This window comes from Ruegeria sp. AB10, assembly GCF_056542745.1.
The window spans coordinates 601,525-624,666 of the sequence record NZ_JBQGAI010000001.1 but is presented as its reverse complement, the minus strand read 5'-3'; the positions used below and the strand labels follow the sequence as shown (position 1 = coordinate 624,666).

23 protein-coding genes and 1 tRNA gene are annotated in these 23,142 nt (G+C 59.0%); 14 read left to right on the top strand and 10 right to left on the bottom strand.

Translation table 11 applies throughout. From position 1 onward, the window contains the following. The first annotated feature begins 175 nt into the window (after positions 1-175). Together ACR0NT_RS03125 and ACR0NT_RS03120 are read left to right on the top strand one after the other, a co-directional pair. Positions 176-265, top strand: a tRNA-Ser gene (locus ACR0NT_RS03125). Between the two features lie 514 nt (positions 266-779). Further along, positions 780-2,192 (top strand): SPASM domain-containing protein, encoded by a 1,413-nt coding sequence (locus ACR0NT_RS03120; RefSeq protein ID WP_170670862.1) that lies wholly within the window; start codon positions 780-782, stop codon positions 2,190-2,192. A gap of 20 nt (positions 2,193-2,212) precedes the next feature. Here ACR0NT_RS03120 and ACR0NT_RS03115 read toward each other — a convergent pair whose 3' ends face one another. Continuing rightward, positions 2,213-3,172: a radical SAM protein gene (locus tag ACR0NT_RS03115; RefSeq protein ID WP_170441484.1), complete on the bottom strand. Its 960-nt coding sequence runs from the start codon at positions 3,170-3,172 to the stop codon at positions 2,213-2,215. Positions 3,173-3,513: 341 nt separating this feature from the next. Between ACR0NT_RS03115 and ACR0NT_RS03110 the strand changes: the two genes are divergently transcribed. The 5 genes from ACR0NT_RS03110 (at position 3,514) to ACR0NT_RS03090 (ending at position 9,310) form a co-directional block, all read left to right on the top strand. Beyond that, positions 3,514-5,319, top strand: a complete 1,806-nt coding sequence (locus ACR0NT_RS03110) for a hypothetical protein (RefSeq protein ID WP_170670864.1) — start codon at positions 3,514-3,516, stop codon at positions 5,317-5,319. 82 nt (positions 5,320-5,401) lie between these two features. Continuing rightward, positions 5,402-5,713: a hypothetical protein gene (locus ACR0NT_RS03105; RefSeq protein WP_170441490.1), complete on the top strand. Its 312-nt coding sequence runs from the start codon at positions 5,402-5,404 to the stop codon at positions 5,711-5,713. Positions 5,714-5,718: 5 nt separating this feature from the next. Continuing rightward, positions 5,719-6,801 carry a glycosyltransferase family protein gene (locus ACR0NT_RS03100; RefSeq protein WP_170670866.1) on the top strand — a complete coding sequence of 361 codons (1,083 nt, stop codon included), beginning with the start codon at positions 5,719-5,721 and terminating at the stop codon, positions 6,799-6,801. Beyond that, positions 6,798-8,861 carry a glycosyltransferase gene (locus tag ACR0NT_RS03095; protein ID WP_170670868.1) on the top strand — a complete coding sequence of 688 codons (2,064 nt, stop codon included), beginning with the start codon at positions 6,798-6,800 and terminating at the stop codon, positions 8,859-8,861. The genes ACR0NT_RS03100 and ACR0NT_RS03095 overlap by 4 nt, the downstream gene beginning before the upstream one ends. After that, positions 8,858-9,310: a hypothetical protein gene (locus ACR0NT_RS03090; protein WP_170670871.1), complete on the top strand. Its 453-nt coding sequence runs from the start codon at positions 8,858-8,860 to the stop codon at positions 9,308-9,310. The genes ACR0NT_RS03095 and ACR0NT_RS03090 overlap by 4 nt, the downstream gene beginning before the upstream one ends. A 139-nt stretch (positions 9,311-9,449) precedes the next feature. Here ACR0NT_RS03090 and ACR0NT_RS03085 read toward each other — a convergent pair whose 3' ends face one another. Next, the gene (locus ACR0NT_RS03085) at positions 9,450-9,914 is read right to left on the bottom strand and encodes a putative molybdenum carrier protein (RefSeq protein WP_170670873.1); all 465 of its coding nucleotides are present in this window, start codon (positions 9,912-9,914) and stop codon (positions 9,450-9,452) included. Positions 9,915-10,140: 226 nt separating this feature from the next. Here ACR0NT_RS03085 and ACR0NT_RS03080 point away from each other — a divergent pair, with 226 nt between their 5' ends. The 5 genes from ACR0NT_RS03080 to ACR0NT_RS03060 are packed head-to-tail and all read left to right on the top strand — an operon-like array spanning position 10,141 to position 15,194. Next, positions 10,141-11,064 carry a hypothetical protein gene (locus ACR0NT_RS03080; protein ID WP_170670875.1) on the top strand — a complete coding sequence of 308 codons (924 nt, stop codon included), beginning with the start codon at positions 10,141-10,143 and terminating at the stop codon, positions 11,062-11,064. Then, a complete protein-coding gene (locus tag ACR0NT_RS03075; protein ID WP_170670877.1) occupies positions 11,061-11,936 on the top strand; it encodes a ThiF family adenylyltransferase in 876 nt (291 codons plus the stop codon). Before ACR0NT_RS03080 ends, ACR0NT_RS03075 begins: the two co-directional genes overlap by 4 nt. Next, positions 11,933-13,117 carry a hypothetical protein gene (locus tag ACR0NT_RS03070; protein WP_170670879.1) on the top strand — a complete coding sequence of 395 codons (1,185 nt, stop codon included), beginning with the start codon at positions 11,933-11,935 and terminating at the stop codon, positions 13,115-13,117. The genes ACR0NT_RS03075 and ACR0NT_RS03070 overlap by 4 nt, the downstream gene beginning before the upstream one ends. Further along, positions 13,114-14,220 carry a GNAT family N-acetyltransferase gene (locus ACR0NT_RS03065; protein ID WP_170670881.1) on the top strand — a complete coding sequence of 369 codons (1,107 nt, stop codon included), beginning with the start codon at positions 13,114-13,116 and terminating at the stop codon, positions 14,218-14,220. Before ACR0NT_RS03070 ends, ACR0NT_RS03065 begins: the two co-directional genes overlap by 4 nt. Further along, positions 14,220-15,194, top strand: a complete 975-nt coding sequence (locus tag ACR0NT_RS03060; RefSeq protein WP_170670883.1) for a nitroreductase family protein — start codon at positions 14,220-14,222, stop codon at positions 15,192-15,194. Before ACR0NT_RS03065 ends, ACR0NT_RS03060 begins: the two co-directional genes overlap by 1 nt. Here the strand turns inward: ACR0NT_RS03060 and ACR0NT_RS03055 are convergent. Together ACR0NT_RS03055 and ACR0NT_RS03050 are read right to left on the bottom strand one after the other, a co-directional pair. Continuing rightward, entirely contained in the window at positions 15,191-15,481 is a 291-nt protein-coding gene (locus tag ACR0NT_RS03055) for a YiaA/YiaB family inner membrane protein (protein WP_170441520.1), read from the bottom strand. The genes ACR0NT_RS03060 and ACR0NT_RS03055 overlap by 4 nt on opposite strands. A 48-nt stretch (positions 15,482-15,529) precedes the next feature. Next, positions 15,530-16,231: a PspA/IM30 family protein gene (locus ACR0NT_RS03050; protein WP_170441523.1), complete on the bottom strand. Its 702-nt coding sequence runs from the start codon at positions 16,229-16,231 to the stop codon at positions 15,530-15,532. A gap of 112 nt (positions 16,232-16,343) precedes the next feature. Here ACR0NT_RS03050 and ACR0NT_RS03045 point away from each other — a divergent pair, with 112 nt between their 5' ends. After that, entirely contained in the window at positions 16,344-16,946 is a 603-nt protein-coding gene (locus tag ACR0NT_RS03045; RefSeq protein ID WP_170670885.1) for a TetR/AcrR family transcriptional regulator, read from the top strand. Positions 16,947-17,043: 97 nt separating this feature from the next. Beyond that, entirely contained in the window at positions 17,044-18,447 is a 1,404-nt protein-coding gene (locus tag ACR0NT_RS03040) for an MATE family efflux transporter (protein WP_480442592.1), read from the top strand. 5 nt (positions 18,448-18,452) lie between these two features. Here the strand turns inward: ACR0NT_RS03040 and ACR0NT_RS03035 are convergent, their stop codons facing one another. The 6 genes from ACR0NT_RS03035 to ACR0NT_RS03010 all read right to left on the bottom strand — a co-directional run bounded on the left by ACR0NT_RS03035 (position 18,453) and on the right by ACR0NT_RS03010 (position 23,142). Next, positions 18,453-19,550, bottom strand: a complete 1,098-nt coding sequence (locus ACR0NT_RS03035; protein ID WP_170670887.1) for a M56 family metallopeptidase — start codon at positions 19,548-19,550, stop codon at positions 18,453-18,455. Continuing rightward, entirely contained in the window at positions 19,537-19,932 is a 396-nt protein-coding gene (locus ACR0NT_RS03030) for a BlaI/MecI/CopY family transcriptional regulator (protein ID WP_170324448.1), read from the bottom strand. Before ACR0NT_RS03030 ends, ACR0NT_RS03035 begins: the two co-directional genes overlap by 14 nt. Positions 19,933-19,998: 66 nt before the next feature. Beyond that, the gene (locus ACR0NT_RS03025) at positions 19,999-20,403 is read right to left on the bottom strand and encodes a DUF2160 domain-containing protein (protein WP_170670889.1); all 405 of its coding nucleotides are present in this window, start codon (positions 20,401-20,403) and stop codon (positions 19,999-20,001) included. An 8-nt stretch (positions 20,404-20,411) separates the two neighbouring features. Next, positions 20,412-21,209 carry a carbohydrate ABC transporter permease gene (locus tag ACR0NT_RS03020; RefSeq protein WP_170346512.1) on the bottom strand — a complete coding sequence of 266 codons (798 nt, stop codon included), beginning with the start codon at positions 21,207-21,209 and terminating at the stop codon, positions 20,412-20,414. Beyond that, positions 21,206-22,069 (bottom strand): carbohydrate ABC transporter permease, encoded by an 864-nt coding sequence (locus ACR0NT_RS03015; RefSeq protein ID WP_170670891.1) that lies wholly within the window; start codon positions 22,067-22,069, stop codon positions 21,206-21,208. Before ACR0NT_RS03015 ends, ACR0NT_RS03020 begins: the two co-directional genes overlap by 4 nt. Continuing rightward, positions 22,069-23,142: an ABC transporter ATP-binding protein gene (locus tag ACR0NT_RS03010; protein ID WP_170670893.1), complete on the bottom strand. Its 1,074-nt coding sequence runs from the start codon at positions 23,140-23,142 to the stop codon at positions 22,069-22,071. The genes ACR0NT_RS03015 and ACR0NT_RS03010 overlap by 1 nt, the downstream gene beginning before the upstream one ends.

Below are 23,142 nucleotides of genomic sequence, written 5' to 3'. Positions count from 1 at the left end.
CGTTTCCTGAGCCCCGCCGCCGATCGCCGGTTCTGTTTTGCCGGACTGCTACGGTCTTTCCCGCAAAGCATAACGTGGGCAAAGTGTCATGGAAAGACCACTGCACGCGCTTCGGCGAGATTTCCCTATTTGCTCTTGCCACCGTTTCAACTTGGCCTTAGACCCGGCCTCACGCGGGGAGGTGGCAGAGTGGTCGAATGCGGCGGTCTTGAAAACCGTTGGGCGTGAGAGCGTCCCCAGGGTTCGAATCCCTGTCTCCCCGCCACTTATCAACGACTTACAGGTCGGCCACATCCCTTTCAGTTTGTCACCATTTGCATTGCAGCGGTGAATCACGGACCGCAGCGGCTGCCTTGCGTCAATCTGGTGCCGGCATGACCGGTCCGTGCCCGGATCGATCCTGCAATTCTGGTCACGATTTCCTTTACCGGAATCTCACCGGTGGGAATGCAGGAAACGAACCCGTTGCCAGCTCAGTGCAAACCGGCCTTGAAGATACCATGCAATGATCGGCTTTTACCGGGCATGTCGTAGATCGGCTGTTGGTTCCATCATGGTGAGACTGCGGATGCCCGCGTCGCTTGTGGGTGCTTTCAGATAGACGGCCCGGCCCTTCGGTTGGGCAGCTCCGGGGGATCTCCACGTTCAAACCGGAACTGCATAAGTTCGGTGGCTTGCGGGCTTTGGGAGTGGAAATCCATATGGTCGACCGCGTGGCGGTTGCGGCATTCAAGCGCGTACTTGATTTGGTGTCGCGGTATGTCACTATGGCAGGCGCAATGCCTACAACGCGCAACAACACCGAATTGCTTAACGACACAGACGATGCCGACTGTGCAGCGATCATCGAGACGCTGTCGGAAAAGAACGCGACCTATCTTAGGCGGCGCAGGCTTCTTGAAGGTCCCGGTGCACATGCATCAGACCTAGTGACCGAATGTGCAGAAGCCATACAACAAGACAACAGTCAGGCCCGGATCGATCGGTTCGTCGCACAGGTTTCGGAAAACGCGACAGAGCATGAGATTTTGACGCTGTTGGTTGCCGGGTTGCTCGAGCTTCGGCAGGGACGGTGGCAGGCAACCGAAATGCTTGGGCGCGAGGTCGTCAGCCGCGATCACCATGACCTTATGGCGCAACGGCTTATTGATGCTGCCCGCGAAACGTCGGCGGATCTTGAAACCGAAGCCGACCGCTGGCTGCGGACGCGCACATGTGTCGCACCATTTCGGGAAATGGAAACGCGGGTCAACGGTGAGGTTCATTTTTGCTGCTCGGCATGGCAGCCGGTTCCAATTGGCCGTCTTGAAACCGCAGATGAGGGCGGATTCTGGAATTCAGACCGGGCCCGCGAAATCAGACGGTCCGTCCGTGACGGTGATTTTTCACATTGCAGCCGTTGGCATTGTCCGCAGATCGCCGGTCGTAGGCTTCCGGCCCGCACCCCGGAAACGCAAAGCCTGAAGCTTGAACTGGAAGAAGGCCCGGACCGGGTCATCCTGTCTCATGACCGGTCCTGCAACATCTCCTGCCCCAGTTGCAGGACGCAGTTGATCAACCTGCCGCACAAAGAAACAGAGCGCTTGAACAAGGTGTTTGAAGACCACCTTTTGCCGCTGGTCAGCAAGGCCACGAAAATCAAGGTGACCGGATCGGGCGATCCGTTTGGCAGCAGGCACTTTCGTCATCTTCTGGGGCGGCTGACGCAGTCGGGTCCGCCCGGGCGGCGTATCCAGCTTCATACCAACGGGTTGCTGGCCAATGAAAGGGCCTGGAACGATCTGGGACTATGGAACAAGGTTTCGTCGGTCTGGGTGTCGATAGATGCGGCGCAGGCCGACACGTACAGTGTGCTCCGCCGTGGTGGCGATTTCACCGCGTTGAGGAAGAACCTGCGCTTCCTCGGTGAACTGAATGCGCGCGGAGACATCGATACATTGCGTCTGGACTTTGTCGTGCAAACCGCAAATTACAAAGAGATGCCCGCCTTCGTGGATCTTGCCAACGAAATGAACGCTGATGGTGTTTATTTCCTGCGGCTGCGCAATTGGGGGCATGTCACCCCGCAGGAGTTCAAAACCCAGGATGTGTGCTCGTCCGATCACCCCGAGCACAAAGACCTGCTTGATGTGCTGGCCGATCCGCGCATGGCGTGGGGCGGTGTGGATCTCGGTAGCCTCAACTCGATCTGACAGGTTGCCCCGGTGCGGGCTTACAGCTCTTTTCGGATCAGGATGTCAGCCAGACAGGAACAGGAGTCGTTTGTGCATCGGATCGGGTCGCGGGGCAGGTCAACGTCCTCGCCCAGATATCCGATTACTCCGCCGACGCCGCAGACACCCCGATAGACTTCGCCATTCCCTCGGACCCGCAGGGATTCGAGCCCGACATTGCAGTTGTACCCACGCCATCGGTTCTTGCCCCTGAGAATGAACTCATTCGGGGGCAATGTCTCGCACTGCCCGGACCGTGTGGTTGCGCGCATCAGAGAGCGTGGCTTTTCACCGACCGGAGCGTATTTCGAGGGCAGCCCTTTCGAAAGCACCCGCATCTGGTCATCGGTGTAATCGTACAGCTTTGCCCCGAATTCCTGCCGTAAGGGTTTTAACGAGATCGAAGCCGCCGGCAGCGCCGCGCGCAGTTCCTGGGCGTCTTCAAAGGTCTGGTCAAAGCGGTCCGGGTGCATCGTGACGTTGATATGGACGCTGATGCGGTCCTCCATCATTTTCGCCACACGGATGAAATGATCCAACTCCGCGAACTCGGCGTGATAGGTCAGGATGACGCTGTTCAGACACCCGCTTATCTTTTCCCAGAACCGGGGTGTCCGCGACGCATTGCTGATCAGGCTGACTTTGAAATCAATTTCTGACGCCTGCTGCAGCAAATCAATGATGCGGGGATGCATCGTGGGTTCGCCGCCGGTGAACTGAAGCCAGACAATCTTGTCCCGCTCGTCCACATAGTGGCGTTTCATCTGGTGATATAAATGCAGGACGTCCTTGGTCTTTTGCCACCGGACCGTGCCGTCATGCAACGCTTTGGGGCAATAGCTGCACGCATAGCTGCACGCGTTCCCCAGCATCCAGTCCACCACGACGATTTTGGCATGAACGGGATCGGAATGATCGATCAGGGTAAATGCGTCGAGTTCGTTTTGAATATCTTCCATCTAAATCCAAGTGTTTTCATTCAGGTTACCCAAACAGCCACCAAAAACTCAGCAACAGCGTTCATGTGGCGCTTGGCAATCGCCTCAGCGTAGCTTGAAATTGACGATGGGACAAAAAATATTGCTGAAACCCCGGTTCAGCGGAGCATGTGTCAGCGTTCCTGTCCTTAACGCGAAAGTGTTCACAATCGACCCGACGGTGTCGGCTGACTTGTCAGCAAGTGGTCAATTTTTTATACTCTAAACTATATTTTTTTGCATTTTTGACGCGCCGGCCTGTGTTCTGTTTGACCGGGCTACAACAGCCTAGAGGTTATTCTACCGGCCAGTCGGGGGTAATCATGACGAAGGCGAGCGGCCGGAAGGCTCGACCAGAAGTTGCCAAGAAACGCGTTGCTCAGGCGCCGGGTATCTATGATTTTGTTCAATCCCCTGAATGGCAGAAGGTCCTTGAAAAAGCGCGGATAGAGCAAGAGACCGAGCGCGCCGCGCAGGATCAGCAGGGTAAAAAGACAGAAGCACCCAAAGCGACCGACCGCAGCCAGGCGCAATCAACCACAGGTGAACCTTCTCCGGTTGGGCTAATGCCGTGGTCGGACCAGCTTGAAGAAGCCAGAAAGAAGAGAATTACGGTAAGTGTGAAGTACACGGGTGAGTCGGAGGAAGCCGGGCCCGAGGCGCCTGATGGCAGTAAAACAGCCGACGCTGGCGAAATAACCGAGGTTTTTTTCAAATCCCGCAGAAGTAAAAGCAGTTCCGCCGATCCAGATGCAGGGCTGAGTTTGCGGCTTTCACATGAAGAGATCGACTATCGCCTGTCCAAAAAGGTTCTTCAAAAACTAGAAGATCAGCAACGCGCGCGCCGCAAGGTCAGGCTGGGGTTTATCGCCGTTGGCTGCGCCATTGGTGCAATCGCATCATCTTCGGTGTTTTGGGTTCTTTCGGGATCAGGTCCGGATGAAACGGCAGGGCCGGTCACTGCTGACGTCGAGATAGCCTCTCCGCTACAGGGTGAGGTTTTTGTTCCATCGCAACCTGATCTGCCGACGGCCGCGCTGGGTGAGACCGTCATTTCAACAGATCTCGTCGGCCTCGCGCCGGGGGCAGATACCCCGGACAGCAGTTTGACAGAGGTGGAAGATCTGGACAGTTTCGCTTCGGTGACGCCCCCGGTGCCGGATTTGCCAGAGGCGGCACAGCCCCCCGAACTGACAACACCAAGTGTCGCTCCAAGCGTTTTGGCCTACGTTCCGGCGCTAGAGCAGCCATTCCTACCGGTGGGCGGTCCCGGCTATCTGCCAGCACGAGAGGCGAACCCGAGTTTCCTGCCATATGAAATCGCACCAGAGTTTTTTGACCCCGCAATCGCTCTGGCGGCGGTCGCGGCGACTGGATTTGATCCTTTGGACATTGCGGCGGATGTGTTCACTCCACCGGCGCGGTCACCTGAACTTGCGGCTCAGCCTGTCTTATACAGACAACCTGCGCTGTTGCCGCCTGCGGCCGAGGCAAGATCATTGTCGGAACAGGTTCGGGCCATCCTGCCGGATTTGCCCGTATCGATCGATCCGATTGAAAACGCTTTGACGACTGTCGCATTGGACCCCTCGGCGCACCTTGAAGGCCCCGGAGTTGGCCCGGAGGCGCTGCAGACTCCCAAGTTGACGCGGCGGGCAGGGCCAACAGGTACAGTGAGGCTCGTGACGCTGCCCAGTGCTGACGTCGAACCACCGCAAGCAAGTTCCATCGCAGGAGGGGCGGCGTTCAGGCTGTATGCACCCAACAGGCTGCCGCAGGATGCCGTGGATTCGGTTGTCGCCGACCTGACAACCACGGGTCATGAACTCAATGCGACGGCGCGTGTAGGCTTCCGGGTGTCGCAGTCCAACGTTCGGTTCTACCACAGGCAGGACGCCGCCAAAGCCGCAGCCCTGGCAAAAGACGCGGGTGCTTTGCTGCGCGACTTCACCGGGGCAAAAACAAAAACACCAAGCGGGGTGGTTGAGTTATATCTGGCCGGAGACGGCTTTAGCAGTTCCCCGGTCAAGCGCACGACCAAAAGAAACAGCCTCCGTGCGACGGCAAACAACCCGGTCAATCAACTTAGAAGTCAGGTTCTGAAAAAACTTCGGGCAACAACGAACTAAAGACGCTATTCTTGGAATTAAGTGCAAAACACTGAATCAAAGGGTGAGTATGGTTAACTAGTATTGATAAGGTTTTTTTTAAATGACTGATAGCAGACTCGTCGGCATTGTAACTGCGCTACTATTTCTAGCGTCAACCGAGGGCGCGCGTGCTGAGATCACGCTTGAACATCTGATCGCTATTGATCAGCTATTATCAACCAACGACACAAGGGCGCTCAGGTCATACCTTGAGAGAAATCCCGAGTTGCTGACCGGCGAAGACGAACTGTCGCGAGAATTGCGCGACTTTTATGATGCGGCATCCGCCGGCGGCCTGGACTTCGGCTATACCGCTTCTTCGCCTGACGCCCGGACGGGGACGAACTCGCGCGCAAGTTCGCTGCAGCACTAGGCCCAATGCCCGTGTTCGACGCCCTCAGTTGTCCTTCGCGCCCGAAGATCGCCTATATCATTGAACCACGGTTTTCCGGCGGCACGTCAGCGGCCGTCGCTGCCGAGCTTCGTGTGGCCGAGCAGTTCGGAGAGCTTGAGGTTCATGCGGTAACCTCAAGGACGTTTGGCGAGGATCAGTATATTGCACCGGTGCTGCGATGTGTGCTTGACGAGCTGAACATTCCACTGATTTGGGATGCGCCTCGGGTTAGTGCGGATTATGTGATCCTGCACAATCCGGCATTCTTAAAGTTTCAGGATGCATTAAACACAAGGGTCTTTGCGCGGAACCTGATCGTGGTCACGCATGAGAACTTTCTGCGTCCGGGCGGCGAAGAGGGGTTCGATGTTCTATCCTGCCTGAACCAGATTGAGGCCTCGGCGCTTTCGCTCAGGAAAACGCTTGCGCCGATTTCGCCGTACAATCGGAAAACCGTAACCGATTGGTTGACCGGGTCCCGTGTAGCCCGGCAATGGGAAGTTCTGGATGCTGACTGGTTCAACATCTGCGAAACCGAGATAGCGGACCCCTGCGACATGCCCGTTGACCGTCGCGGAAGGCATTCCCGGCCCGGTTTTGAGAAATTTCCGGTTCTTGCCGATCTCGACAGGTGTTTTCCCGAACATGCGCAAAGCAACGTGATCCTGGGTGCCGACGCGTTGCTGGATGCGCGTGTTCTGCGCCCGCATTGGACCTTGCTGCCCTTCAACGCCATTCGCGTAGACGAGTTTTTTGAAATGATTGATTTTTTTGTCTATTTCACAGCGCCGACCTGGCAAGAAAGTTTCGGCCGCGTCATTGCCGAGGCGCTGGCTGCGGGCAAAGTGGTTCTTACGAATCCCGACATAGGGGAAACCTTTGGTGACGCAGTGCTCAGTTGCCGCCCGGCAGAGGTGGACGGGATCATTTCCGACCTTATCGCGCAGCCGCACCGGTATCATGAACAGGTTGCAAGGTCGCAATCGGCGCTGGCGCGCTATTCCGCCGAGAATTTCAAGGCGCAGCTGGCCAATGTCATTTCCGCAGACAGCGAGGTATCGGGATGATTTTCATTGAGGCCGGTTCGCGTTCCTTACGATCCTTCGATGCGCAATTGATCTTTGCCGAACAACTTGCCGCGCGCGGGTTCACCGCCTGCATCGATGCCGAGTATCTGCCGGAAAACGCAGGACGGGGCAGAGTTTACGAGGCGGCCAGATTTCTTGTCGACCCGGCAGAACATAAGGCCGAGACCATATTCGTGCTTGGTGCCGAAGATATCGATGATCTGCTTCTTGCATCCCTTCGGCACAAGCAGCTTGGCCCGGATGTGCCAGTGATCGCGACGGGACGGTTCCTGACCCAGCAAAGCTATGTCGGTGCAAAGGCGCGTCTGGCCTATGCCCTCGGTCGCGAAGCCACGGTGATCGACCTGACGGATTTTCAGCCGCGTTCGGTTTTGCCCTCGGCGATCAGCCCTCTGGTGGCCGAGGTTCGGACAACGCCCCGGCCCGCGCGTGAGATGCCGAATGTCACGGTCGTTTTGGGCTCCATGGAACTGGACAACCCCGAGACGTTGCCCTGCTTATCCCGGATGAGTAACCGGGGCGGCTACAATCTGCGGCTGGTTGTCAGCGGGGCGCAGAACGAGGCGATCAACGCCTCGCCGTTTCATGATTTGCCGACCAACCTGTATACCGATCTTTCTTCGCTGACTCTGGCAAACTCGACGGACATCCTAGTGATGTTCGGCCACGGCATTGCCGGTGTTCGTATGGCGGCTTTTGCGGTCGAGTTGATCGCGGCCGGGGGTGTTGCAATAGACTGCACTGATGACGAAGCTCTGGTGTCTTCTGGTGCGCCCGTCTTGCTTGGACCCAAAACACCGTTTTCGCTGGATGGGTATCTGACGGGAAAGGTACTTGGCAACACCTCGCAAATTGCTGAACAGGCCAGAATGTCCCAGTGGCTTCATACGGTGGACATTTCCCGTCTGGAAAGCGCCGCAGGTCTGACCCCCGAAACACGCGAACCTGTTCGAAGCGCGCAGAGAACCTTGTTCTTCCCAACAAACGGCGTTGGATTGGGGCACGCCCAGCGGTGCGCCGTGATTGCAAACGCGCTGCCCGACGACATGTCATCGGTTTTTGCAGCCTTTCCCAGTTGCGTGCCGCTTGTCCGCCGCGAAGGTATCGATTGCATTCCGCTGGTTTCGCGGATCGACATGACAGACAATCCCGACGGCAATGATATCCTGACATACCGCCGGCTTGGCGCCGCGTTGCAGGAAAATGACAGCCTAGTCTTTGACGGCGGCCATGTCTTCGATTCCGTCTATCGTGTGATCCTCGAGCGGAACTTGTCAGCGGTTTGGGTTCGGCGGGGCCTTTGGCCGGACGGGCGATCCCGGCAGACCATGCTGCGCCGAGAAGGGGTGTTCGACCGGGTCATCGTCCCTTCGGAAGCCTTTGAAGAACTGAACGACGCCTACAGCTATGGCGATCACGTCCACTATGTCGGCCCGATCTTTCGTCAGGTGGTTCAGTCCCCCGATGAACGCGACGGGCTGAGAGAGCGATTGGCAGAACGGTTCGGACGGGACTTCAAGCAACTGGTCGTCAGCATGTTGGGCGGCGGTGTGGCGTCTGACCGGTCGGCGCAGCTGCAGGCGATATCGGGGATGCTCGAGGATCGGACGGACTGTCTGCATCTTGTCGTGACATGGCCCGGCAGCAAGGTTCAGCCCGCCACGTTCGGGTGGACGAATACCCGCGTGGTCCAGACATTCGAGGCCACATCCCTGTGTCTGGCTGCGGATCTGGTCATTTCGGCGGCAGGGTATAATTCCGTCCTTGAGATTCTTTACCACAAAATCCCCGCGGTCCTGATCCCGCAATCAGCCCCTTATCTGGACAATCAGGAGCGGCGCGCCCGGGCATTGGCCGACCGCGACCTTTGCGCGATCATTACCGAAAAAGACCTCATGAAACTGGAACGGACAGTGTCGGACTGTCTGGATCACGATGAGGTGGAACTCTACCGGTCTGCATTGGACAGGATTGAATTGCCCCAAGCAGGAGCGTCGAAAGCAGCTGAAATCATTGCAGAGGTCAGGCACGGAAAATGACAGACATCTCTTGGTTCGAAATTCTTGGCAGGACGTCGCCAAAGCGGCCGGTTCAACTGGATGCGTTGATCACCGACAACCGCAAATCCAAGCCGTATGGGAAAGTTGTGTTCCCCGAAATGGACCTGACACCATCCACTGCCCTGTGGGAGCGCGATAAGGGCGGCCCCACGTATATCGGTATTCGGGTTCTGAAACCTCTGGAGGCTGCGCACAACGTCGCAAGACATCTTGCCGCCGCCGCATTGGAGCGGGAGGTTTTTCCGGTCATTCTAAGTCGCGTCGAATACAGCGGGTTCGAACAATTCGGTTTCCGTGTCGAGCGCGTGCCGGACGAACCGGCGGCGGCGCTGGCCGCCGAGGCGGAAATCAGAAAGTTCTGGGACCTTGCGATCATCATAGACGGGGACGAAATCGGTCTGTGGTCTCGTCAGAATAACGGGAGTTGAAGCGGGCAGGGCAGTGCGGGCTTTACGGTGCATCGCCCCGGCCACTGGGTGCCGTCGGTTACTCAGTTGGGGTATGGTAGTCGGCTTGCCTTTTGCCGCCGGGGATGGATGGGGCCGCGCCTACTACGGTAATCGCGGGTTAGGCTCCAAACAGATCCAGATTTTGGTCCAGTATCGCGCGGGCCTGTGGTCCGATCTGCGGCGCCTCGGATGCTCGGGGACCCGCGATATTCAGAACCGAGGCGGGGGTGGATTGCAGCCATTCCCGCACCTTCCGTGCGCAGGTCACCGTTCCATCCCTGACATCGACCACCAAATGCGGTTTTCCGGCGTCTTCCGCGAAAACGATGGTTTGCTGTGTTCCCGGGCTTGTCGATCCATCAACAAAGATAAGCGTGGCATCGCTTGAGGCGACGTTGCACCGGGTTCTTTCAACAACCTTCTCTGAGTCCGTCTCGGAAAGCCCGGTGAAATGTTCCGGAATCCGGCCCGCTTCATTCGTGCGGCCCTTTGGAACCCAACCGCCATAATCCAGCCCGTTGTGCCGGGCGAATTCCAATGCCGCCATATCCGCGCCGGTTTGCCCACCCGATACGATTTTCATTGCTGATGCCTTTTTCTGAGCAGAGCTTAACCGGCCTTTGCGTCACGGGAAACTGGTGGAATTCAGGACTTGCGTCTCATGGACGTTCCCTCGTTCATAAGTGACGTGAAATAGCACGCCCCAAACCTTAGTTTTGTCACAATAAAACTCGTATCTGAAAAAGAGCAGAAAAAACCGGGAACAGGATTTGTTAAGCGCCATCATCAGGGCTGCGTCGCAGCGATATATGGATGTTCGTCTGAACGCCTCGGGCGGGTATCGGGTTCGTATTGTCGAACGTCCGGGCCTGTGGATGTCTCCGGATGAGTTGGACAAGCTGGTCGCGGACCTGCGGCAGGTGGCCTCGAAAACGCTGCCTGCCGGAGAGTTGACCTATGGGGTCTTTGCGGGCGACCGCGACAGGCTGGGACAGTCGGTGATCACGCTGGTTTCGCGCCGGGACGATCAGACGCCGGTGGCCTTTAACGCTCTGGCGCTGATGGAGGTCGATCTGGGGCACCGGTCCGAGGAAGTGCTGCATCTGGGATTGGTGATGGTCGATCCCGATCTGCGCAGTCAGGGGTTCAGTTGGGTGCTGTATGGGCTGACCTGCGTCTTGATGCTGTTTCGCAATGGGATGCGGCCGCTGTGGATTTCGAACGTGACGCAGGTGCCTGCGGTTGTGGGGCTGGTCGGCAGCGGGTTCGCGCGGGTCTTTCCGGCGCCCGAGGGCGGCGCGCAAAACCGGCGCAGCCTTCTGCATCTGCTGCTGGCGCGGGACATCATGCGGCATCATCGTCATGTCTTTGGTGTCGGCTCCGAGGCCGGGTTCGACGAAGACCGTTTCGTCATTTCCAACGCCTATACGGGCGGTTCGGATCATCTCAAGAAGACCTTCGCCGACGCGCCCAAACACAGGGATCAGGTCGTGAACGACTATTGCCGGGATCAGCTGGACTACAACCGGGGCGACGACGTTTTGCAATTGGGGCAGATGGATACGCCAACTGCGCTGTCTTATGTCGGGCGCGAGGTTCCGCGTGGGTCCTTCGCAGCCGTTGCGCTGGCTGTTTTCGCGGCCGTGTTGCAGCGTCTGGCCATGCCGCTGTGGCAATGGGCGGACACGCAGCGGGATTTCGGCATTCTGCGCGCTAGGGAACAGGGTAAATGAGCACGTTTTCGTATCAGGAATTCACCACGCGCAATCTGGGCTTTGTTTCGCAAGGCGAACAGGATGTGCTGCGCAACGCCTGCGTTTTTGTCTGTGGCACCGGCGGGATGGGGGGCAGTGCGATCATGACCCTGATCCGTGCCGGGGTAGGTCGTTTGATCCTTGCCGATCTGGACAGTTTCGAGGTGTCGAACCTGAACCGGCAATTGTTCGCGACGCTGGGAACGGTCGACCAGGACAAGGCGATGGCGACCCGTGACCAGTGTTTGCAAATCAACCCCGAGGCCGAAATCGAAGTGCTGGGTGCCGACTGGTCGGACCACGTTGACCGTTTGGTCCAGACCGCAGATGTGGTCATTAATGGCACGGACGATCTGGGTGCCAGCCTGCTGCTGTATCGCACCGCGCGGATCAACAGGCGGAAGGTAATCGACGCCTATGCCTCGCCCTTGCCATCGGTTTACGTCACCGGACCGGGTGACCCGATGCCGGAAGAACGTCTGGACTACCCCACGCAAGGCACCCTCTGGAACGCATTGACGCCGGAAATGCGTGATGCGGCGGCTGCTGCCGAGGCTGAATACGTGCTGACCCATTCCTCGTCCCGGCATCACGTGGATCTGGCCCTGGCGGGTGAGGTCATTGTCGGCACCCGCAGCCGGATGTCCTTTGCGCCCATGGTGATCATGGCAGGGACGCTGATGGGCGGGGAGGCGTTGCAGGCCGTTCTGGGGCGCCCGCAGGGCGCCGATTATCGCGGCTGGTTCCTGAACCCTCATGCCGGCAAGGTCGAGCGTCCCTTGCCGGGTTTTCTGGCAGCCCTGATGCGGCCGCTGGTCCGGAGACAGATGAACAGGTTGCTGGCCTCATGACCGATACGGCGGCATTTCTGGCAGACACGTGGATGTCAGTCTGCGCCGCGCTGGGCGCAATGGTTGTATTGCTGCATCTGGACGACCTCGTGCAAAGGTCGGAAATCGCCAGACGATTTCGGTTTTGCCTGTGGGTGCTGGTGGTATTGATGCTGTCCCGGATCGGCCATTGGGGGGGATGGGGCTGGCTTTTCTCTGCGACTGCGGCGTGTTGCGCGGCGTTGTTACCCTTGGCTGCCTTGGTTCTCGCCGAGGGCTTGCTGCGCCGACATGCGCCTCCGATCCTGAAGCTGACCTGCGCCTGGGGTGCGGTCATTCTTGGGCTGTTGGGGCTGTTGCAATTCAGCAGCCTCGAGGTCTGGCGACTGACCGGGTTGCTGTTGTTCCAGTTGCTGGGTTTAAGCGGGGTTGCCATTTTCGTGCTGCGCCGCGACAGGGACAGCCTGTCCCCGACCGAGAACAGAACCGTCAACAGAATAAGCCTGTCCTTCCTGTTAATCCTGCCGTTTCTGGCAACGGATTACATGCGCGAGGCAGTGGTCGATGCCCCGGTCAGGCTGGGCGGCGTGGCCGTTCTAGTGCTGTGCTGGCTGTCGATCGGGATGAACCGTTCGGGGCTGAGGGCCCGGGATATCCTGCGCAGTTTCGGGATCGTGTTTTTGGTAACCGGACTGTTGACCCTGACCTTATCCGGACTTGTGTCGCTGGACATGCGTGCCGGGGTGCAGGTCATGGCGGTCGTCGTGTCCTCGCTGATCTTGCTGGCGATTTGGCAGGCCGCGATTGCCCTGCGTATCGAGGACCGCCAACTGGTCGCCCTTCGTGAGATCGCCGAGGCCAGAGGGCAGGGGCCGCAGGCCAGCCTGGCCTTGCTGCGCCGCGCTGCGGGCGCTCCGGATGCGGTGCTGGTGGAAGAGGTCGATTTGTCGGGCATGAACCTTGGCGACCTGCGGTCCCGGTTCAGCGAAGCGCCGGTGCAACAGTTGGGAAGCACAGGGGACGAACAGATCAATTGGCTGTTCTCACGATTTGATGCCACACACGCCGTATTGCTGTCGGCTGATCCCCTGCGGCTGGTGATGCTCAGCAGCCCTGACATTGCCGGGCTGGACAGCACGGGCACGGCCCTGCACGCGGTGCAGCGGATGGCGTCAGTTCTGGTGACCGAGGGGCAATCATGATCGAACTTCTTGAGCGGGATTTCCCGAGCTTCTTTGCCGCTCCGTTTCACGCTTACGGACCGGATGCCCCATACGTGTCGCCTATGAAGGCGGATCTGAAGCGGTTTCTCTCGGTCGGCAATCCGTTGTTTTCGGACGCCTCCGAATTCACCTATTTCACCGCTTTACGGCAAGGCAAACCGGTCGGTCGGATCACGGCGCATCTGCACAGGGCGTCGAATGATCTGCATCACGAGGCCCGGGGATGCTTTGGCTTCTTCGATTGCGCAAACGCTGCCGAGGCTGCAACTGCCCTGCTGCAGGCCGCGGAAAACTGGGCCCGCGGAAAAGGCATGACGCGGCTGACCGGCAACTTCAACCTGACCGCGATGCAACAGGCCGGGATCATGACCAGCGGGTTCGATGAGGCGCCCTTCACCGATCAGATATGGGGGCCACCACACCTGCCGGGATTGTTGAAGGCGAACGGGTATGAGCCACATTTTCCCATGACAACGTTCGAGCGCCGTCTGGATGTGACGCCTGCGCCGCAGGTGTTGCCCGACGCTCAGCGCGCGCACTTGTTGGATCAGGGGTTTTCCTTCGCCCCCGTCAACCGCACGACCATTGCCGAACGGCTTGAGGATGCCCGCGCGATCCTGAACCGCAGCTTCAAAGACAACCCGATGTTTGTTCCGGTCACGGCCGAAGAGTTCCATTTTCAGGCCAAAGACCTGAAATGGATCATGGACCCGCGTATTTCCAAGGTGGTGCACTATCAGGGCAAACCCGCCGGAGCGGTGATCGCGATCCCAGACCTCAACCCGTTGCTGCGCCGGATCAGGTCCCGGATGCGCCTGTCGCTGCCATGGCATTACCTGCGGTACAAAGCCCGCAGGAACCGCGCCGTGGTGATCTTTCAGGGCGTGATGCCAGAATTTCAGGGCCGTTCGGTCAATCCATTGATGCTCAGCGAGATGACGCGCGACATGATTGCGGCAGGGTATAAGACGGTCGGCGGCACATGGATAGCCGATGAAAACACTGCCAGCCTGCGGCAAACCGAAAAGGCCGGGGCGGTGCCGTTGCATCGGTTGCACCTGTTTTCCAAGGAGTTGTTGTGATGGACCGGGCGGAATTCGAAGCCGTTGTGGCGCAGGCGATGCTGGCGCCGTCGGCCCATAACACGCAACCGGCGCGCTGGGCGCTACGCGACGGAGGCATCGACATTCTGGCCGACCTGTCCCGGCGTCTGCCCGTTGGTGATCCGACGGATCGTGACCTGGAGGTTTCGTGTGGAGCGGCGGTCGAAGGCACGGTTCTGGCTCTGGCCGCGCGTGGGATGGGTGCCAGCGTGACTCTGATCGAAGGCACAGGGGGTACCCGCTTACGCCCAATCGCCCGGGTCGTTCCCGAAGGCGTGGCTGCCCCCGATGATGCCGCGCTGGCGGCAGAAATGCCCAGGCGTTTGACCCATCGGGCGGGTTTTTTACCTGCTCCGAATACTGCCCTCGATAATTGGGCAGACGCGCATACGACGCTGGTGACGGCTGCGGCGCAGATCGACTGGTTGGCCAAACAGATCGATATCGCCTCGGCCCGGATCATGCGGCCAAAACCCTTCCGTGCTGAGTTGCTGCAATGGATGCGGTTGCGACAGGACGATCCGAAATACGATGCCGATGGTCTGAACCGGGATGTTTTGGTCATGGATGCAGTTACCGCCAGGCTGGTGCCGGTCGTACTTGGCGGCAAGGTCTATGACCTGTTCTCTGCTCTGGGCCTTGGTCCGCAGCTTTCGGGCGAGGCCGCGCGCAGCAGGACCGCAAGCGCGATTGCCTTGTTTCACTGGCCTGTGGGCGGGTCGATGGTCGATGCCGGGCGAGCGTTTTACCGGACATGGTTGCAGGCCACGGCCCGAGGGTTGGTTGGCTGGCCAGCGGCGGCGCTGGCGGATGATCCTGATACGCGCGCGGCGGTTTCGGATCGGTTCGGCATCCCCGGTGACCGGGTGCTTTTCAACGCATTGCGGCTGGGGGTCGCCAACAAAGCCACCCCCAGCCGCACGCGCCTTTCCCTGCGCGATGTGATCGTTTAGGCGGCGATATTGTCGCCCACTTCCTTCAGAAGTTTCTCGGTCTTGGCCTCTTCGATCCGGTTGTGCAGGCGCTGGGATTCTTCGCGGTCGCGCAGTGTTTTGGTGATCGAGACGGTGGTGTGTACCAGCATCAGCGCGGACATCGAGTAGAACCCTTTCGCGGCAAAGCTGGCCTCGAGGAAATAGATGCCGCCCGCCATCATCGCCGCCGCAACGATAAATGAGGCGATGGTGAACATGTTCCATGCGTTCGACTGGGGCAGGTTCAGGTTTTCTTCGGTGTTCATTGGACTATTCCTTTCAGTTTTTCAGTGCGTTAAATTTGGTGTTTGATGTTAGCTCGATTTCGACTTTGCGGATTTCTGGGCCTTCTTTTTCAGCCGCTCCAGAACCTCATCCGCGTTGGAACGCAGGGGTTTGCCGCAGCCTGCCTCGGCCAGTCGATCACGTACGTTTTCGGCGGATCCGGTGGTTTCCAACTCGGTCATGGCACGGGCGGTGGCGTCCATTTCGCTTTGCCGTTCCTGCAGGCGTTGCAGGGTGTCTTCGGCCTCGCGCAATGTGGACAGACCGCTGTCGGGGGCCACCTGCTGCAGGCGCTGCGTTTTGTCCGTCGCCGTAGCCAGCCGCTGACCACGCTGCAGTTGCCGCAGCCGGGTTTCGGCCTCACGCAGGACAGTGCGCAGCCGGGCGATTTCCGTATCGAACCGGGCCTGTGCCTGGGTGGACACGTCGCGCTCGGCTTCAAGGTGGGCGATGGCGTCGGCGGCGTCACGGGCCAGGTCGTCGCGGTTCTGTTGCAGGGCATCCAGCGTGCGGACCTCAAGGTCGGCGATTTGCTGGGTCAGCCGGTCATGCTGTTTCTTTTCCTGCTCGTTCTGAGCCATCGCGACGGCGACCGCCTTGCGAGACATCTGAACGGCATGGGCGCAATCCCGGATTTGCTGGCGCAGAATGGGTAGGGCGTGGCGGTCCGCGACAACGGTTGCCGCCTCATAGGCTTGGCCTCGTAACAAAGTGGCAAACAGTTTGAACATCTTGGGCTCCTCGTTTATGAACATTGTTCATGAGGTGACTATGCGTTGATTCTGAACATTGTTCAACACCGAAAATGAACGATGTTCAATTTTTGATGAAGCGGGGGATTAAGTGGCTAAAAATAAAAGAGAAACTCTGAAGGAAAATCTTCTGAATGCAGCAGAGAAAAGGATAAAGGCGCACGGGTTGGCGGCATTGCGGGCCAGAGATGTCACCAAAGATGCGGGATGCGCGCTGGGTAGCCTGTATAACGCCTACGAGGATCTGGACCTTTTGATTCTGGCGGTGAATTCGCGCACGCTGGCGCGTTTGCATACGTCTCTGCAGGACGCTTCGGCCTCAAAAGAGGCGCCTGAGGAAAAGCTGTTGGCGCTTGCGGTGGCCTATCTTGAATTCGGCACCGAGAACCCGAACCTCTGGGCTGCTCTGTTTGATCACAGGATGCCGCCAGACGTACCGGTGCCCGAGTGGCATCTGGAGGAACACGCAGGTCTGATTGCCGAGGTGATGCACCCACTGTCGCAGTTAAGCCCGGGGCTGGATGACACCACAATGGGCTTGCGCGCGCGTACCGTGTTCTCGGCGGTTCATGGCATTGTCAAGCTATCGCTTGAAGGTCGGTTTGTCGCGTTGGATACCGATGCCGTTCGGACGGAGCTGTCTGGATTTGTCCAGCAGTTCCTGCGCGGGTATCAGGCGGACCACCAATACTAGAGCCTCAACCGCATCAAAAAACCGCCCCGAGATTGCCGTTGCATCACCGGCGGAAACGCGGGCAAATTGGCCTTAGGGGTAGGGGCTGAACTAATACATGGCAACACAATCCGAAGGTAGAGCAGTCTTTCTGACGGGCAGCCTGATGGGCCACGTCACCCGCATGTCACTGACCACCAGCATTGGCCTGATGGCGATTTTCGCGGTGGATTTCGTCGACATGATCTTCATTTCGATGCTGGGTAACGATGCATTGGCCGCGGCGGTCGGCTATGCCGGGACGCTGTTGTTCTTCACCAACTCGATCAATGTCGGCCTGTCGATCGCAGCGGGCGCTTTGGTGGCGCGAGAGTTGGGGGCCGGGCGGCACGAGCAGGCCCGTCACTTCGGAACCAGCGTGGCGGTTCTGGGCGCTTTGGTCGGGTTGGTCGTCTCTGTGGCCGTTCTGTTCAACCTGACATTTTGCCTGTCTCTGCTTGGCGCCGAGGGCGAGGTGCTGCGATTGGCCGCCCGATATGTCTCGATCATTCTGCCGACAATGTGGGTGATGGCGGTTGCGATGACCGGCATGGCGGTGTTGCGTGCCTATGGGGATGCGCGGCGCTCGATGCAGGCTACGATTTACGGTGGAGTGGTCAACGCTGTGCTGGACCCGGTCCTGATCTTTGCCGTCGGGCTGGGGCTGGACGGGGCGGCTATCGCTTCGGTCATTGCGCGGGTTTGCATGCTGATTGCGGCGGTCAGACCGGCGGTGCGCGTGCATCGTGGTTTCGGGCGACCTTCGCTGCGACAGTTGGCGGAGGATGTCCGACCCGTAAGGGCGATTGCCGTGCCCGCAGTGCTGACCAATATCGCCACGCCCATCGGCAACGCCATTATCATCCGTGAAATTGCGCAGTTCGGAACGGATGCCGTTGCCGGTATGGCGGTGATCGGGCGGCTGATGCCGGTGGCGTTTTCGGTTGTGTTTGCCCTGTCCGGGGCCATTGGCCCAATTGTCGGGCAGAACTTCGGCGCGGCGCAGTATGACCGCGTGAAAGCGACCTTTCTGGCCGGTGTTAAATTCACAGCCGTGTATGTCTGCCTGATGGCGGCCACTCTGTTCCTGCTGCGCGCGCCGATTGCCGACCTGTTTCAGGCGCAGGGGCAGACACGGGCGCTGATCTATCTGTTCTGCGGGCCGCTTGCGCTGGCCTCGTTCTTCAACGGCGTGATCTTTGTCGCGAATGCCAGTTTCAACAATCTTGGCTACCCGATTTATTCGACATTGGTGAATTGGGGGCGGCATACGCTGGGCACCTGGCCCTTTGCTGTTGCCGGGGCCTATATCGCAGGCGCCCCCGGCGTACTGCTGGGGCAGGCATTGGGAGGGGTCATCTTTGCCTTGATCTGCTGGGTTCTGGTTCGGCGGGTTGTTGCGAACCTGGCGGCACCACAACCTGCCGACCCGTTCGCCGGGCAGACCCGGTTGCAGGCCTTGTTCGGGCGTCGTGGCTGGTAAGCGGGTCAGTTGCCCTGATTGCGCGCTTCCAACCGTTCCAGATTGACTACGGTCGACAGCATCAGGCGGTCATGGCTCCAATCCTCAGTCTGCTGTACGGACGCGGCGGCCAGCCCAAGGATAAGTGCAAACAGGATGATCAGGCCGAGGAACATCAGCGGCATCGATGTTTGCATCGCAGGCGCATCCGCCAGCGCAATCACCCGTTGGCGCAGAACACGTTTTGCCTTGCCGCCAGTGACCAGAGCCACGTTGAGAACACGCGGGCTGCCGCGCGTGACGGTACGGGCGCAGTAGTCCAGCAGGCATTTGGTATAGTCATGGGCATCGATGTTCTTTCGGGCCACGACCGACTGATCACAGGCCAGTTCACGCAGGCGGTCGAACTGATACTTGAGCACCAGATAGGCTGGGTTCCAGAACAGCAGGGGCCGCAGCAATTCGAACCCAAGCTCCCACTCAACATCCCCGGCGCGCACGTGCTGAAGCTCATGCGCAAGGGCAAAGCGCAGCTCACGCGGGGTGTCCAGCAAGTGGCTGGGCAACACGACGTGACGCCGGCGCAGACCCCGGACCGCGAAGGGGACGGAGATGCGGTCGGACAGGCGGATATCCACCTTTGCGGACCGGCGCCACAAAAAGCTGGTGTTGACCGTCTCGCGGATCGCCAGACCGTCGCGGAACACGCGCAGGGCATAGATCAGCGATACAAGCGCCATCATCACAAGGATTGCGGACACAATCGAATGCTCACCACTGAATAACACCTCGACCCAGCGTTGCCGCGTGTTCAGCAGCGCCTCGAACTGGGTGGCGGGCATGGCGATGTCACCGCGCAGATAGGCCGCCACGGCGATGTCTCCGATCGCCACGGTGCCTTTGGCCTGAGTGAAAGTGGCCAGCGCAGATATGCCAAGCGCCAGCAATGGGCTGACCACGATACACATGCATAGCGCCTTGAGCGCCCGCAACTGCGCCACAAACCCGTGGCTGAGTGACGTCCGGGACAGAAGCCCCCGCGCAGCCAGCCAGAGTATTGCAGCCAGGCCGAGGACAAGATTCCATTCCAGATACGCGTCGAGAACCGGTTTAACCGCTGTCATTTTGCAGTCTCCTCTCTACCAGTGCCCGAATTTCCTCCAGATCGGCTTCGCTGAGACCCGCATCGTCAACCAGACGCGCGACCAGCGTGGCAGGTGTGTCGTCGAACAGGGTCCGCGACAGGTTCTGCAGCGACCGTGCCTGATATCTGTCCTTTTCCAGAAGCGGCGTATAGATCAGCGTCTTTCCGTCCTTGTGGCTTTCGACAAACCCTTTGTCGTCGAGAATCCGCAGGATGGTTGCACCAGACGTATAAGCCAGGTTGCGCTCTGGCGGCAGGCGATCAAGCACGTCACGGACCGAGCCCCGACCCAGCGCCCAGAGCTCGTTCATGAACTCAAGTTCCACTTCGGTCAGCAGGTTTGTTGTTTTCTTTTTTCGCATCGGTCTTTCGTGTCGCATTTTTTAGTATGCCTGACAGACAAGCATCCTTTCGCTGTTTCGCAAAGCTCAAACTTTCCAGAAGACGAAGATGCCCCAGCCGATCGACAGGAATAGGGGGATCCAGACGGGCTGGCCCACCAGTCCAAGCCAGGCAAGAAAGATATAGGCCGAGCCCAGCAGGGTGATGAAAAGGCGGTCGCCCAGCGTGGTCGTCAGGCCCAGGACGCCGCGCCGTTCGATCCCGTCGCGATATTTGAAGCCTTCGAGCACGCCGATCAGGGCGATGGCCGAAAAGATGCCAACGAACACGGCCAGTGTCGCCGGGGTCCAAGCCATCCAGAAATCCGGCCACAGGGGATCGGTCCAGGAGAACCCCTTTTCCTCTTGCTTGCCGACACTGCCCCATCCGGCCTGCGCCTGAGCAAAGGCAGTCGAGGGCAGGAAGGGGAGGGTGAGAAGGAATTTACGCATATCGAACCTCACACGCGACCCATCGCGAAACCACGCGCGATGTAGTTGCGGACAAACCAGATGACGATGGCGCCGGGGATGATGGTCAGGGTTCCGGCGGCGGCCAGCAGGCCCAACTCATACCCCGCGCTGGACGCGGTGCGGGTCATCACGGCGGCGATAGGTTTGGCCTCGACCGCAGTGAGCGTTTTGGCCAGCAGCATTTCCACCCATGAGAACATGAAGCAGAAGAAGGCCGCGACGCCGACGCCCGCTTTGATGTTGGGCAGGAAGATCGTCACGAAAAAGCGCGGAAAGGAGTAGCCGTCGACATAGGCGGTTTCATCCAGTTCCTTGGGAATGCCGCGCATGAAGCCTTCCAAAATCCACACCGCCAGCGGCACGTTGAACAGCGTGTGCGCCAGCGCCACGGCCAGATAGGTGTCGAACAGACCGATCGAGGAATAAAGCTGGAAGAACGGCAGGGCAAATACCGCAGCCGGGGCCATCCGGTTGGTCAGCAGCCAGAAGAACAACTGCTTGTCGCCCAGAAACCGATAGCGCGAGAACGCATAGGCGGCGGGCAGGGCGACACAGACCGAAAGCACCGTGTTCAGCGTCACATAGGTGATCGAGTTGATATAGCCCCAGTACCATGTCGGGTCGGTGAAGATGGTGATGTAGTTCTCCAGCGTAAAGGTCTGGGGGAACAGGGAAAAGCCCGACAGGATCTCGTTCGTGGTCTTGAAGGACATCGCCACCAGCCAATAGATCGGCAGCATCAGGAACGCGATATAGAGGATCGGGATAAGGGACCGCTTCTTCATTGCGCGTCATCCTTTGTCATCAGAGTGTAAAAGACCCAGCTAACCAGCAGCGTGATGGCGAAGTAGATCAGGCTCATCGCGGCCGCAGGGCCAAGGTCGAACTGTCCCAGCGCGATCTTCACAAGGTCGATCGACAGCAGGGTGGTTGAGTTGCCGGGGCCGCCACCCGTCAGAACGAAGGGCTCAGTATAGATGTTGAAACTGTCCATGAACCGCAGCAGAACGGCGATGGTCAGAACGGTTTTCATCTTGGGCAGCTGGATATAACGAAACACCGACCAGGGGCTGGCACCGTCGATCTTGGCGGCCTGATAATAGGCATCCGGGATCGACACGAGGCCCGCATAGCACAGCAGCACCACCAGCGAGGTCCAGTGCCAGACATCCATCACGATGACGGTGATCCAGGCGGACAGAGGCTGTTGCGTCATGTCATAGTTGATGCCCAGAACGTCATTCAGGAAATATCCCATCAGGCCGATTTTTGGCAGGGTGAAGATGTTCCACATCGAGCCGACCACGTTCCACGGGATCAGCATCGGCAGGGCCATCAGCACCAGACAGACCGGCACCCAGAAGCCTTTGCGCGGCATGGACAGGGCGACGATAATGCCCAGCGGCACCTCGATTAGCAGGATCAGGAAGGTGAACAGGAATTGCCGACCCAGAGCGGCCTGAAAACGATCCGAGCGCAGGATTTGTTCAAACCAGCCAAGCCCTTCCCAGAAGAACTGGTTGTTGCCGAAGGTTTCCTGCACCGAGTAGTTGACCACCGTCATCATCGGCACCAACGCGTTGAACGCGACCAGTGCCAACACAGGCAGGACAAAGAACCATGCCTTTTGGTTTTCGGTTCTCATCAGCTGCGCTCCTTGGTTGCGATCCAGCCGTCGCGGTAGACGCGGGATTGTTCTGGTTTGAACTGTAGGAAGACCTGCGATCCCGGTTCGGGTACGCTGTGTTCAGTCACCGCCTTGAGGGCGGTGTTGCCGACCATCGCGCTGACCACAAAATGACGGCCAATATCGGACACCTTAGTCACATGCGCCGGGATGCCGGTGTCGCCAAAGCCCACATATTCAGGGCGGATGCCCAGATCAGTGCGGCCTCCGTCGCCATGGGTGGGGCCTTCCAGCATAACCTCGTGGCCTTCGAACACCGCGCGGTCGCCTTTGGCCTCACACGGCAGGACATTCATGCCGGGTGACCCGATGAAATGACCGACGAAAGTGTGCTGAGGGCGTTCGAACAACTCAACTGGAGTACCGATTTGAACCACTTCACCTTCCTGCATCACTACGACTTCGTCCGCGAAGGTCAGCGCCTCCGTCTGGTCGTGGGTCACGTAGATCATCGTGGCTTTAACGCGCTGGTGCAGCTCTTTCAGCTTCGACCGCAGTTTCCACTTCAGGTGCGGATCAATCACGGTAAGCGGTTCATCGAACATCACCGCGTTCACGTCATCGCGGACCAGACCGCGCCCCATCGAGATCTTCTGCTTGTTGTCCGGGCTGAGGCCGCTGGCGCGGGTGCTCAGCATATCCGTGACGTCCAGCATCTCGGCGATCTCACCGACGCGGCGTTCGATCGTTGCGGGATCAACGTCCCGGTTTTTCAGCGGAAACGCCAGGTTCTCGCCCACGGTCATCGTGTCGTAGATCACCGGGAACTGGAACACCTGTGCGATGTTGCGTTGGTCCGGGGGCAGGGTGGTGACGTCCTGACCGTCGAACAAGATCTGCCCTTCTGACGGCGTCAGCAGACCCGAGATGATGTTCAGCAGAGTGGATTTACCGCAACCTGACGGGCCTAGCAGCGCGTAAGCACCACCATCGCGCCAAGTCACGTCGATTTCCTTCAGCGCATAATCCTCGGGGCCTTTCGGCATAGGCATGTAGCTGTGTCGCAGGTTTGAAAGCTTGATTTGTGCCAT

Coding starts and splice junctions, on each gene's coding strand:
- ACR0NT_RS03060 (WP_170670883.1), top strand. CDS start 14,220: ATGGACCGGGCGGAATTCGAAGCCGTTGTGGCGCAGGCGATGCTGGCG.
- ACR0NT_RS03075 (WP_170670877.1), top strand. CDS start 11,061: ATGAGCACGTTTTCGTATCAGGAATTCACCACGCGCAATCTGGGCTTT.
- ACR0NT_RS03015 (WP_170670891.1), bottom strand. CDS start 22,069: ATGAGAACCGAAAACCAAAAGGCATGGTTCTTTGTCCTGCCTGTGTTG.
- ACR0NT_RS03120 (WP_170670862.1), top strand. CDS start 780: ATGCCTACAACGCGCAACAACACCGAATTGCTTAACGACACAGACGAT.
- ACR0NT_RS03065 (WP_170670881.1), top strand. CDS start 13,114: ATGATCGAACTTCTTGAGCGGGATTTCCCGAGCTTCTTTGCCGCTCCG.
- ACR0NT_RS03020 (WP_170346512.1), bottom strand. CDS start 21,209: ATGAAGAAGCGGTCCCTTATCCCGATCCTCTATATCGCGTTCCTGATG.
- ACR0NT_RS03025 (WP_170670889.1), bottom strand. CDS start 20,403: ATGCGTAAATTCCTTCTCACCCTCCCCTTCCTGCCCTCGACTGCCTTT.
- ACR0NT_RS03030 (WP_170324448.1), bottom strand. CDS start 19,932: ATGCGAAAAAAGAAAACAACAAACCTGCTGACCGAAGTGGAACTTGAG.
- ACR0NT_RS03050 (WP_170441523.1), bottom strand. CDS start 16,231: ATGTTCAAACTGTTTGCCACTTTGTTACGAGGCCAAGCCTATGAGGCG.
- ACR0NT_RS03070 (WP_170670879.1), top strand. CDS start 11,933: ATGACCGATACGGCGGCATTTCTGGCAGACACGTGGATGTCAGTCTGC.
- ACR0NT_RS03080 (WP_170670875.1), top strand. CDS start 10,141: ATGGATGTTCGTCTGAACGCCTCGGGCGGGTATCGGGTTCGTATTGTC.
- ACR0NT_RS03010 (WP_170670893.1), bottom strand. CDS start 23,142: ATGGCACAAATCAAGCTTTCAAACCTGCGACACAGCTACATGCCTATG.
- ACR0NT_RS03100 (WP_170670866.1), top strand. CDS start 5,719: ATGCCCGTGTTCGACGCCCTCAGTTGTCCTTCGCGCCCGAAGATCGCC.
- ACR0NT_RS03040 (WP_480442592.1), top strand. CDS start 17,044: ATGGCAACACAATCCGAAGGTAGAGCAGTCTTTCTGACGGGCAGCCTG.
- ACR0NT_RS03110 (WP_170670864.1), top strand. CDS start 3,514: ATGACGAAGGCGAGCGGCCGGAAGGCTCGACCAGAAGTTGCCAAGAAA.
- ACR0NT_RS03055 (WP_170441520.1), bottom strand. CDS start 15,481: ATGAACACCGAAGAAAACCTGAACCTGCCCCAGTCGAACGCATGGAAC.
- ACR0NT_RS03090 (WP_170670871.1), top strand. CDS start 8,858: ATGACAGACATCTCTTGGTTCGAAATTCTTGGCAGGACGTCGCCAAAG.
- ACR0NT_RS03095 (WP_170670868.1), top strand. CDS start 6,798: ATGATTTTCATTGAGGCCGGTTCGCGTTCCTTACGATCCTTCGATGCG.
- ACR0NT_RS03115 (WP_170441484.1), bottom strand. CDS start 3,172: ATGGAAGATATTCAAAACGAACTCGACGCATTTACCCTGATCGATCAT.
- ACR0NT_RS03035 (WP_170670887.1), bottom strand. CDS start 19,550: ATGACAGCGGTTAAACCGGTTCTCGACGCGTATCTGGAATGGAATCTT.
- ACR0NT_RS03085 (WP_170670873.1), bottom strand. CDS start 9,914: ATGAAAATCGTATCGGGTGGGCAAACCGGCGCGGATATGGCGGCATTG.
- ACR0NT_RS03105 (WP_170441490.1), top strand. CDS start 5,402: ATGACTGATAGCAGACTCGTCGGCATTGTAACTGCGCTACTATTTCTA.